Origin of the sequence: Shewanella sp. SG41-4, from assembly GCF_014164505.1 — a bacterium.
Taxonomy (GTDB): domain Bacteria; phylum Pseudomonadota; class Gammaproteobacteria; order Enterobacterales; family Shewanellaceae; genus Shewanella.
The window spans coordinates 1-1,998 of record NZ_JACJFI010000483.1 but is presented as its reverse complement, the minus strand read 5'-3'; the positions used below and the strand labels follow the sequence as shown (position 1 = coordinate 1,998).

General features: G+C 39.3%; 3 protein-coding genes and 1 pseudogene. 2 read left to right on the top strand and 2 right to left on the bottom strand.

The window, feature by feature from the left end; all coding sequences use genetic code 11:
* Window positions 1-126 (bottom strand): annotated as a pseudogene (locus tag H5202_RS21370) (dihydroxy-acid dehydratase domain-containing protein); the annotation flags it as partial.
* 185 nt (window positions 127-311) lie between these two features.
* On the opposite strand from H5202_RS21370, the gene H5202_RS21365 reads away from it, so the two are divergent.
* Window positions 312-1,220 carry a hypothetical protein gene (locus tag H5202_RS21365; RefSeq protein WP_182773825.1) on the top strand — a complete coding sequence of 303 codons (909 nt, stop codon included), beginning with the start codon at window positions 312-314 and terminating at the stop codon, window positions 1,218-1,220.
* 11 nt (window positions 1,221-1,231) lie between these two features.
* The gene (locus H5202_RS21360; protein WP_182773824.1) at window positions 1,232-1,627 is read left to right on the top strand and encodes a phosphate ABC transporter substrate-binding protein; all 396 of its coding nucleotides are present in this window, start codon (window positions 1,232-1,234) and stop codon (window positions 1,625-1,627) included.
* A 136-nt stretch (window positions 1,628-1,763) separates the two neighbouring features.
* On the opposite strand, the gene H5202_RS24065 is transcribed toward H5202_RS21360, so the two are convergent.
* A partial coding sequence (locus H5202_RS24065; RefSeq protein ID WP_220493960.1) for a hypothetical protein occupies window positions 1,764-1,998 on the bottom strand: 235 nt, incomplete at its 5' end.

Below are 1,998 nucleotides of genomic sequence, written 5' to 3'. Positions count from 1 at the left end.
AATTAACTCGCGCGACGGTAAGCTATACAGCATGCCACCATGGCCCATCGCAATACCGTCATCTACGGCAATAGTATTAAACTCTTTGGCAATGCCGCCAGCTTCTTCAATGGCACCTGCAACCAGCAACAAAATGCGAGCCTAACTGACAAAGTAAAATTTAATGGCTTTATTAGTGGAGCCTATATCAGCTCGGACAATGATGCTGGTTATAATAATGCAGATTCAAGTGCTAACTTTAGCGAAGACAGTAAATTAGGTCTACAAGGTACCTTAACATCTCTGACAATACTCAAGCAGTATTACAGTTAATGATGCGCGGTAAATACGACTGGGAAGTTGAAGCGGAATGGGCTTATTTATCTCATCGCTTTGAAAACGGCGTTAAGGTTCGTGGTGGTAAACTACGAGTCCCTTTATTCATGTACTCTGATTACTTAGATGTTGGCTACGCACAGCCATTTGCTCGTCCACCACAAGAAGTATACGGCGCTATTCCGTTTTCGTCTTACACAGGCGCTGGCGTGTCATACGATGTTGAATACGATGACTCAACCTTAACAATGCAAGCCTTTGGTGGTGAGTCTAATGTTAAAAATTCAGCGGTTGAACTCAGTAACCTTATGGGTGCTAACCTGAGCTGGACTGACGAAATATGGACTTTACGTGCTGTATACGCTCAAGCACAACTAGACGGACCTATTGTTAATGAAGTAGACGTAGCGTTAGCGCCTGGAGTGAACACCCAAGCGAACTATACGGTATTAGAACTCGATGATGATAAAGGTTCTTTCGTTGGTGTAGGTGCTAGTTACGACAATGGTGAAGTCATTGCGATAACAGAATGGACTCGTTCAGAAATTGATAACGCTTACCCTGATATTGATTCTGGTTACTTAACATTAGGCTATCGTATTAAGGAATTTACGCCTTACGCTACTGTTGCTTATACGAAAACTCAAGATAATGACGAGCGTCTACCTTTATCACAAGCTGCAGCAATTCAAATGGTTGCCTTTAATGCTGAACGTATGGCTTACAGTATTGGTTTACGATGGGATGCAATTGATAACGTTGCGATTAAATTTGATGTCACATACGCCGATGATTTTGGTGACACTTCAGGTGGATTCTTAGGCAACAACTTCGACTCGTCAACAGGTAAATTCACTTACGATGACACCTTGATTTACACCGTTAAATTCGACGCAGTATTTTAAGGGGTATGATCATGAAAAAATTATTAACAATTTTAACACTAAGTTTAACTGCCGTTACCTCAGCTAATGCTGCTGTAGTGATTATTGGCAATCCTGCTGCGGCAAACATTTCAATTAATGATGTTAAAAAAGCTTTTTTAGGTAAAGGCGATTCTTCAGTCGTAGTATACGAGTTAGAAGAAGGCAACCCTGTTCGCAGTGAGTTTCATCAAGCTGTCACCGGTAAGTCGGATGCACAGCTTAAAGCATTTTGGTCGAAGCAAGTCTTTACAGGTAAAGGTACTCCACCACCTTCGGTTTCTGGTGCTGGTGCGATGAAATCTGCGATTGCAAGTAATCCAAATGCCATTGGATATATTGATGAAGCAGATGTTGATGCCACTGTAAAAGTCATTATTAAGCCATAAATATAATGATACTGTGATTAACATACACTTGTAACGTGTAAACTTAAGCACATACTGTTTTGACAGTAACCAAAAATAAAAACCGAGCAATAATTATAATTGCTCGGTTTTTTTGTTAATAACTCATCAAAAACATTCAAGCGACTAAGTTAATAGCAAAATAGTATCTCAGGATATCAATAGTCCAGTTTTTAATGTTTACGGCAGTTTTGCATATCCTCAATCTAAGCTTCTTTAAACCAAAGATAATAAATACCTCTAAACAGTCTTTTTCCTTATTAATTGTGTTGGATGAAATTGCAGGGCGATATGGTGAACGTTTTTCATACTGATTAAGTATGTTTTTAGAACTATATTTGTTCAGTACGTTA

Excerpts from the sequence above, each read along its gene's own strand:
- H5202_RS21365 (WP_182773825.1), top strand. The coding sequence starts at position 312 with ATGATGCGCGGTAAATACGACTGGGAAGTTGAAGCGGAATGGGCTTAT.
- H5202_RS21360 (WP_182773824.1), top strand. The coding sequence starts at position 1,232 with ATGAAAAAATTATTAACAATTTTAACACTAAGTTTAACTGCCGTTACC.